Source organism: Nocardia carnea (genome assembly GCF_029868855.1).
Lineage (GTDB): Bacteria > Actinomycetota > Actinomycetes > Mycobacteriales > Mycobacteriaceae > Nocardia > Nocardia carnea_A.
Genome location: NZ_JARWOV010000064.1, coordinates 1 through 8,554 on the forward strand (window position 1 = coordinate 1; position 8,554 = coordinate 8,554).

General features: G+C 68.2%; 9 protein-coding genes. 4 read left to right on the forward strand and 5 right to left on the reverse strand.

Going from position 1 to position 8,554, the window contains the following annotated elements; all coding sequences use genetic code 11:
• Positions 1–25 precede the first annotated feature (25 nt).
• Positions 26–1,141: a phosphoribosylamine--glycine ligase gene (gene purD / locus QH195_RS05585; protein ID WP_280434555.1), complete on the reverse strand. Its 1,116-nt coding sequence runs from the start codon at positions 1,139–1,141 to the stop codon at positions 26–28.
• Positions 1,142–1,431: 290 nt separating this feature from the next.
• On the opposite strand from purD, the gene QH195_RS05590 reads away from it, so the two are divergent.
• A complete protein-coding gene (locus tag QH195_RS05590) occupies positions 1,432–1,809 on the forward strand; it encodes a PH domain-containing protein (protein WP_280424548.1) in 378 nt (125 codons plus the stop codon).
• 48 nt (positions 1,810–1,857) lie between these two features.
• A complete protein-coding gene (locus QH195_RS05595) occupies positions 1,858–2,283 on the forward strand; it encodes an HIT family protein (RefSeq protein ID WP_280434556.1) in 426 nt (141 codons plus the stop codon).
• A 93-nt stretch (positions 2,284–2,376) separates the two neighbouring features.
• On the opposite strand, the gene QH195_RS05600 is transcribed toward QH195_RS05595, so the two are convergent.
• From QH195_RS05600 to QH195_RS05615, 4 genes are all read right to left on the reverse strand, one after another.
• A complete protein-coding gene (locus QH195_RS05600) occupies positions 2,377–3,801 on the reverse strand; it encodes a sensor histidine kinase (protein WP_432278325.1) in 1,425 nt (474 codons plus the stop codon).
• Between the two features lie 26 nt (positions 3,802–3,827).
• Complete coding sequence (locus tag QH195_RS05605) at positions 3,828–4,553, reverse strand: response regulator transcription factor (RefSeq protein ID WP_280434558.1); 726 nt, start codon at positions 4,551–4,553, stop codon at positions 3,828–3,830.
• Positions 4,554–4,877: 324 nt separating this feature from the next.
• The gene (locus QH195_RS05610; RefSeq protein WP_280424553.1) at positions 4,878–6,500 is read right to left on the reverse strand and encodes an alpha,alpha-trehalose-phosphate synthase (UDP-forming); all 1,623 of its coding nucleotides are present in this window, start codon (positions 6,498–6,500) and stop codon (positions 4,878–4,880) included.
• 230 nt (positions 6,501–6,730) lie between these two features.
• The gene (locus QH195_RS05615) at positions 6,731–6,901 is read right to left on the reverse strand and encodes a hypothetical protein (RefSeq protein ID WP_169333239.1); all 171 of its coding nucleotides are present in this window, start codon (positions 6,899–6,901) and stop codon (positions 6,731–6,733) included.
• Between the two features lie 143 nt (positions 6,902–7,044).
• On the opposite strand from QH195_RS05615, the gene QH195_RS05620 reads away from it, so the two are divergent.
• Positions 7,045–7,878 carry an alpha/beta fold hydrolase gene (locus QH195_RS05620; RefSeq protein WP_280424552.1) on the forward strand — a complete coding sequence of 278 codons (834 nt, stop codon included), beginning with the start codon at positions 7,045–7,047 and terminating at the stop codon, positions 7,876–7,878.
• Positions 7,879–8,020: 142 nt separating this feature from the next.
• Complete coding sequence (locus tag QH195_RS05625; protein WP_030522889.1) at positions 8,021–8,251, forward strand: MbtH family protein; 231 nt, start codon at positions 8,021–8,023, stop codon at positions 8,249–8,251.
• Positions 8,252–8,554 lie beyond the last annotated feature (303 nt).

The window sequence follows — 8,554 nt, forward strand, 5'->3', positions numbered from 1 at the left end:
AAATGCCCACCCCCCGGCCACCCCCCTAACCCCGCGCACCGCCCCCCCGGTGGGACGCCCCCGGGTGCTGGACGCTCGCCGGATCGTCGGTCGCCGCATCGTTCGCCCCGGTGATCACATCACCGGTACGCGGACGCCCCGGATAGTTCTCCGCGGCCAGCACCACCGTGACCGCTGCCCCGCCGTGCCAGCGCGGTGGCGGAGCTTCGGCGAGAGTGCCGGTCGCGGTGGCGAACAGGAGCTCACCCAGCGGGCTGTCCAGCAGCGCCAGTACCGCCTGGGTCTCCGGATCACCGAAACGGCAGTTGAATTCCACCACCGCCGGACCGGCCGCACCGATCGCCAGCCCGGCGTACAGCAGCCCGTTGAAAGGGCAGCCGCGCCGGACCATTTCGGCGGCGACCGGAGCCACCACCTCGTCGACGATCTGCCTGACCATACCGTCGGGCAACCACGGCAGCGGCGTGTACGCACCCATCCCGCCGGTATTGGGCCCGGTATCGCCGTCGCCCACTCGTTTGTGATCCTGCGCCGGCAGCAGCGGCACCACCGTCTCCCCGTCCACCAGGCAGAACAGCGATACCTCCGGACCGTCGAGGAAAGATTCCAGCAGCACCGGATGACCCTGTTCGAGCAGTTCGGCGGCGTGGTCGCGGGCGGCCAGGCGATCCGGGGTGACCACGACACCCTTACCGGCTGCCAAGCCGTCGTCCTTCACCACCCAGGTCGGGCCGAAGCGGTCCAGCGCGGCATCCAGTTCGGCCGGAGTGTCCACGATCTCGCTGTGCGCCGTACGCACTCCGGCCGCGGCCATCACATCCTTGGCGAACGCCTTCGAACCCTCGATCCGGGCGGCCTCGGCCGACGGACCGAAACAGGCGATACCCGCCGCCCGCACGGCATCGGCCACGCCCAGCACCAGCGGCACCTCGGGGCCGATCACCACGAGGTCCGCGGCCACCTCCCGCGCCAGTGCCGCCACGGCTTCCGCGGATCCGGCGTCCACCGGACGCACCTGCGCGTGCTGGGCGATACCGGCGTTGCCCGGTGCCGCGATGAGCGCACTCACCGCCGGGTCACGGCGCAGCGCAAGGACGAGGGCGTGTTCACGGGCTCCGGAACCGATGACGAGTACTCGCACCCGGACAGCTTAGAGCGTGCCGGGAAACCGGCCACGCAGTGCCGGATGCTCACCGCCGCGTGCCCGCTCGGCCGCGGATGCCACGTTCCGGGCAGCCGGCGGCGGCCGGTGAGCCGGTTCGCCCGGCCGGCCGGACCTACCGGCAGCACCCGCGGTACCAGCGCGTTCGCGCCGGCCGCGGTCCGCCCGCGTCGCCTTGTGGATGATGGTGGTGAAACACCCGAAGCGGGTGGGTGATTCGCGCGCCCCGGCCCGCCAGGGGAAACGCGCGGACGGGAGGACGGGTCGTCATGGGTCTGATGGACGGGATCATGGGTAACGCCGGGCGGATGGAACCGGCGCAGGCACAACAGGAATTCCAGCGGTTGATGGGCAACGGCGAACAGATCTATTCGGCCTACATCCTGGTCCGCGACGCCATGCTGTTCACCAATCGCCGCCTCATCCTCGTCGACAAACAGGGATTGTCCGGCCGGAAAGTGAGCTACCACAGCATCCCGTACCGCGCGATCACCCACTTCGCGGTGGAAACCGCCGGCACCTTCGATCTGGATGCGGAACTGCTGGTGTGGATATCCGGTTCCGACACACCTCTGCAAAAGAGGTTCAACCGCCAGGTCGACATCTACGAGGTCCAGGGGATCCTGTCCCACTTCGTCGGCGTGTAGGGCACCCGGTCCTGTCCCACCGGCCCCGGCGCGCCATAAGCTCACCGTATGGCTTCTGTTTTCAGTGCGATCATCGCCGGGGATCTGCCGGGCCGGTTCGTCTGGGAGGACGACGAATTCGTCGGATTCCTCACCATCGCGCCGGTGACCCAGGGGCACACCCTGGTGGTCCCCCGTAAGGAAATCGACCAGTGGCAGGACATCGAACCCGAGGTCTTCGCCCGTCTCAACGGTGTGGCGCAGAAGATCGGGCAGGCCGTGCGGGCAGCGTTCGACGCGCCCCGAGCCGGTCTGCTGATCGCCGGGCTCGAGGTTCCCCACCTGCATGTACACGTCTTCCCGGCCTTCACCATGGGTAACTTCGATATCTCCGGCGCGGATCCGAACCCGGCCCCGGAATCACTCGACGACGCGCAGACCCGGATCAAGCAGGCCCTGCGCGACCTCGGTTACGAGGCCAACGTCCCGGCCTGATCGAAGCGCCGACGGTTTCGCCTGGACCGGGACGGGCATGCCCACTACTTTCCGATTCACCTGCGAGCCGCGCGGCTCCGTGCGACCGCCCTCCTACGGGCGCTCCCGCGGCAGCCGCACGGTGAATATCGTGCCGCGGCCGGGTTCACTGTCCACTGCCACGGCGCCGCCGTGCGCTGTGACCAGCGCCTGCACGATCGACAACCCCAGCCCTGCCCCGCCACTGGCCCGGCTCCGGGAATCGTCCGCGCGGTAGAACCTCTCGAAAACCCGCTCGGCCTGCTCCGGTGTCATCCCCGGGCCGGTATCGGCGACCTCCAGCAGCACATCGTCGGGGCCGGGGGTCAGCCGCAGCGTCACCGCCGCATCGGGTGGCGTGTGCACGAGTGCGTTGTTCAGCAGATTCGCCAGTACCTGCCGCAGCCGGGCCGCGTCACCCGGCACCTCCGTGGTGCCGGTACCGGGCCGCACCTGCAATTCGATCGACCGCGTACCGCTCTGCGTCGCAGCGACCGCGCGGGCACTGTGTACCGCATCGCTGGCCAGTGACAACAGGTCCACCGGTGCGTACTCCACCGGACGTTCGGCATCCACTCGGGCCAGCATCAGCAGATCCTCGACCAGCAGGCCCATCCGCTTCGATTCCCGTTCGATGCGGTCGAGGAGCATATCGGTATCGCGGGTGGCGCCCTGCCGGTACAACTCGGCGAACCCTTTGATCGTGGTCAGCGGGGTGCGCAGTTCATGGCTGGCGTCGGCCACGAACCGGCGCATCTTCTCCTCCGAACGCCGCGCCGCCTCCTCCGAGGCCTCGGTCGCGGCGAAACCCCGCTGAATCTGCGCGAGCATGGTGTTCAACGACCGGGCCAGCCGGTCCACCTCGGTGTTCGTCGGGCGCATCGGCACGCGGCGGTGTAGATCACCGGCCGCGATATCGGCGGCGATCTCCTCCACCTGTTCCAGTCGGCGCAGACTCCGCCGGATCACGAAATACGCGGCCACCGCCAGCACCACCAGCACCAGCGCGCCGATCACCACCTGCAGCACCACCAGGCGCTCGACGATCGCCTCGGTCTCATCCAGCCGCAGCGCGACCAAACTGGTGCCGTACGAGTTCTCGGTGTAGCGAACCCGCCACTCACCGGATGCACCCCCAGTCGACCCGGTAGTGAACGTTCCCGGCCGCAGATCGTCGGGCAGGGCCGGTGCGCCGTTACGGTCGTCCTGCAGGAACATCCGGCCGTCGGTGTCCTGTACGCGGGTGTAGAACTTCACCGGCGGGCGCTCCTTGCCGGGTTCCCCCGGCAGCAGGACGGGGGGCCGTCCGCCCGGCCGGGCCCAGCTGTGTGCCGCCTCGTCGAGCTGCTGGTCCACCCGATCGATCAAGGTGGTCCGCAGCGCAGACGTCACCGCGACGCCCGAGGCCAGCAGACCCACCGCGGCCAGCGCCACCAACGCCAGCACCAGCGTCACCCGCAGGGGTAGTGCGGCGAGCCGTGCGGCCGGGCCCTTCGGCAACTGATCCGCCGCCCCGGCCTCCGTGCTCAAGACCGGCCCGCGGGCGTTTCCCGCATCACGTAACCGACCCCGCGCAGCGTGTGGATCAGCCGCCGCGGGCCGGTATCGACCTTCTTGCGCAGATAGGACACATAGGTTTCCACCACCCCGACCTCACCGCCGAAGTCGTAACGCCACACATGATCCAGGATCCGCGGTTTACTCAGCACCGTTCCCGCGTTCACCATGAAGTACCGCAGCAGGGTGAACTCCGTCGGCGACAGCGCCACCGGTTCACCGGCCTTGAAGACCTCATGGGTGTCATCGTCCAGCTCGATATCGGCGAACCGGATCCGCGAGCGCTCCCGCGCGGGCGCGGCCCCACCTGTCCGGCGCAGAATCACCCGCAACCGGGCCACGACCTCTTCCAGGCTGAACGGCTTGGTGACATAGTCGTCCGCACCCAAGGTCAATCCGGTGACCTTGTCCTGCACATCGTCGCGAGCGGTCAGGAACAGCACCGGCGCGTCGACCCCGTCGGCCCGCAATCGCCGCAGCAGCCCGAACCCGTCCATTCCGGGCATCATCACATCGACGATCAACGCATCCGGCCGGAACCCGCGCGCCACGTCCAACGCCTGCGCGCCGTCCGACGCGGAAGCCACCTCGAACCCCTGGAACCGCAGACTCACGGTCAGCAACTCGACGATCATGGCCTCGTCGTCGACCACCAGCACCCGGGCCTCCGGTGCCGTATCCGGCGCACCGCTCATAAGCCCATCCTGACGCAACGCCCTGGTAGCGCCCTGCGTGCTTGCTGTGAACACCCTGTGTACGGTCCGAAACCGCCGATCGAGGACATCGGTCCGCCCGGACGCGGCAAGCCGGATCACACAGGAAGGCCAGAAAGCGATCGACCATGGCCGAACGGACCTGAGCTCGCTCGCGAAGGTGCTACGTCTGTTTGCGGCGGCCCGGGCCCTGCCCCTGGGCCGAGCCTGTCAGCGCGTCGATGAACTCGGCACCAACGCTGGTTACGTCGGGTTCGGCGCCGCGCCCAGCTCGGAGCGCTCGCTGGCTCGGCACCGGATTGGCGCCTATTCGGAGTATTCGTCGTCCGAGTCGGCGACCAGGGCTTTTCCGGCGACCTGACCCTTGGCGAGGGCATCGAGGAAGGCGCGGGCCCAGCGGTCGACATCGTGGGCGAGGACCTGCCGGCGCAGGGCGCGCATCCGGCGGCGGCGGGTTTCGCGGTCGTCGGTGAGGGCGGAGACGATGGCGTCCTTCACGCTGTCCAGATCGTGCGGGTTGCACAGGTAGGACTGGCGTAGTTCGGCGGCCGCGCCGGTGAACTCGCTCAGCACGAGGGTGCCGTTGAGGCCGCTGTGGCAGGCCACGTACTCCTTGGCGACCAGGTTCATACCGTCCCGCAGCGGGGTTACCAGCATGACGTCGGCAGCGACGAAGAAGGCGATGAGCTCCTCGCGGGCGATCGGGCGATGCAGATAGTGCACCACGGGATAGCCGACCCGGGCGAACTCGCCGTTGATGCGGCCCACCTGGCGCTCGATATCACCACGCATCTGGATATAGCTTTCGACCCGCTCGCGGCTCGGGGTGGCGAGCTGCACCATCACGGTGTCGGCCGGGTCGATACGGCCTTCGTCGAGAAGTTCCTCCAGGGCGTTGAGCCGGATATCGATGCCCTTGGTGTAGTCGAGCCGGTCGACACCGAGCAGGACGTGCTTGGGACTGCCGAGTTCCGCGCGGATCCGGGCGGCGCGTTCACGTACCGAACGTCGTCGCGAATGTTCGTCCAATCCGGCCGAATCGATGGAGATCGGGAAGGCACCCACGCGCACCGTGCGGAACCCGACCTGCACGACACCCATCTTCGACCGCACCCCGACCGTGCCGCGCGAGGTGGGCTGACCGGCCAGCCGACGGGCCAGGTACAGGAAGTTCTGGGCGCCGCCGGGCAGATGGAAGCCGATCAGATCCGCCCCCAGCAGACCTTCCACGATCTCCGTGCGCCACGGCATCTGCATGAACAGTTCGACCGGCGGGAACGGGATGTGCAAGAAGAAACCGATGGTGAGATCGGGCCGCAGCATCCGCAGCATCTTCGGCACCAGCTGCAGCTGATAGTCCTGGACCCAGACCGTGGCACCCTCGGCGGCGACCTTGGCCGTCTCCTCGGCGAATCGCCGGTTCACCTGGACATAGGCCGACCACCAGGCCCGGTTGTACACCGGGCGGACGATCACATCGTGGTACAGCGGCCACAGGGTCGCATTGGAGAATCCTTCGTAGTAGTCGGCGACTTCCTGCGCAGACAGCGGCACCGGATGCAATTCCAGCCCGTCTTCGACGATCGGGTCGACCTCGACGTCGGGAACGCCGGCCCACCCCACCCAGGCGCCCCGATTACTGCGCAGTACCGGCTCGAGCGCGGTCACCAGACCGCCGGGACTACGTTTCCAGCGGGTGCTGCCGTCGGGCAGCTTCTCCAGATCGACCGGGAGCCGGTTGGCCACGACGACGAAACCGGAACCGGCCCCGCGTTCGCGCAGGGGTTCGGCGTCCACCGCTTCGGGCTGGGCCTCCACCAGATCGATCGGGCCGGCGACCGGTCCGGAGCCGTTACCGGTTCCGGACGGGCCCGTGGATACGCCGGTTTCGTCCTGGGGGGTGGAATCGCTGGACGGCTGGTCTGTCATCTGGTCCACTCACGCATCCTTCGCGCGGCGTTGTACGCCCCGTATATGGGGCATGAGCGGGGGCCCTGCGTGGTTACGCTGCGCTGCCGCCTTCGGGCCTGACCGCTCATGCCGGGTAGTTGTGTGGATCCGCGGACGTCGCCGTTGGCGCCGGCGGCCCACATGACCGTCAGCGCCCGGAGGCGGTAGCTTGCGTGACCAGGCGCTCGGTCATGCGGATAAGGCTCAGCTTATTCGGTTCGGGCGCCCGGGCCGATACCCAACATCGACAGGAGCATCCGGCATTCGTCGGCATCGGCGGCGTAGGCGGCCACGACCCGCTGCGCCTGACGAGCGGTCTCGTCGGCGAGGGGTTCCAGATCTTCGTCGGCGATACCGTTGGCGCTGCTTTTCGCGGCCATCTCAATCCTCCCGGCAGGTGCGCTGGTATGTGAAATGTCAATGGTATCTGTCCCACGAAGCGGTCGCTGCGGCCGTGGTAACACAACGCTATCCCGCTGGCTATACCGTGGGCAGCGGAAACGATCAGGAAGGGGCCGTCAGCATGCCGTTGGCCACGGTGAACGGAATATCGCTCAACTATCAGATCAAAGGAGACCGTTCCAAGGGCACCGATGTGAAAGGCGGCGGCCCGCTGGTGGTGCTGATCATGGGGACCGGCAGCCCGGGCCGCGTGTGGGAGCTGCACCAGGTGCCGGCATTGGTCGCCGCCGGCTACCGGGTCTGCACCTTCGACAACCGGGGAATCGCGCCCTCCTACGAGGCGGCCGACGGTATGACCATCGACGAGCTGGTTGCCGATACGGCGGGTCTGATCGAGTTCCTGGACGAGGGGCCGGCGCTGGTGGCCGGCACCTCGATGGGCGCCCGGGTGGCGCAGGAACTCGCCCTGGCCCGGCCCGAGCTGGTGCGTAAAGCCGTGTTCCTGGCCGGGCACGGCCGGCTGGACAGGTTCCAGAAGACCCTGTCCCTGGGCGAACACGAACTCGACGAGAGCGGGGTGCAGCTGCCGCCGAAATACGAGGCCGCCCTCACCGCCGTGATGAACCTTTCGCCCGCCACCATGGCCGATGCCAATGCGGCCCGGGACTGGCTGGACCTGTTCGAGTTCACCGGCGGTCCGGTGACCCCCGGCATCCGGGCACAGCGCAAGATGGATCACGAATTCGATCGGGTGCAGGCCTACCGGGCCATCCGCGTGCCGTGCCTGGCGGTGGGTTTCGCCGATGACCGGATGATTCCGCCGTACCTGTCGCGGGAGGTCGCCGAGGTGATTCCCGGCGGGCGCTACCAGGAGGTTCCGGACGCCGGCCATTACGGCTACCTGGAGCGACCCGATACAGTGAACAAGATCCTCCTGGAGTTCTTCGCCTCTTAGGGGGGACCCACAGTTAACACCGGCCTTGCTAGGGTCGACACATCGTTGGGTTCGCGAAACGGTAGCCGAAGGTTCTCCCTTCCTGCCGTGCCGGACCCGGACAGATCCGTACACATACGCGCGAGCAGCCCTGTGAGGTGAAATGAGCACCAACCCGTTCGACGACGAGGACGGCCGCTTCTTCGTTCTGGTCAACGACGAAGAACAGCATTCCCTGTGGCCGGCTTTCGCCGAGGTCCCGGCCGGCTGGCGCGTGGTCTTCGGTGAGGACAGCCGCGCCGCCTGCGTGGAGTACGTGGAGCAGAACTGGACCGATATGCGGCCCAAGAGCCTGCGTGACGCCATGGCGGCCGACGAAGCGGCCCGCAAGTAGCAGCCTTACCACCCTGCTGAACGGACTACCGGGGGGCGGGCCCGGGTTACGGATGAACAATGCCGAGGCCACCACACCGATCAGTAGCAGCGCCGCGGGCAGGAAGGTCGAGGTGCTCAGCGCACTGCTGAACGCGTCCCGCACCTGTTCGGGTACCTGCGCCGCGCCCGGCCCCGCCGCGCCCCAGCCCCCCGGCCCCCGCCCCCCCGCCGCCCCGCGCCGCCCGGCGCCCCCCCCCCCCCCCCCCCCCCACGACTCCGGGTATGATGACTGCGCCCATGCCTCCTTAGCTCAGTGGTAGAG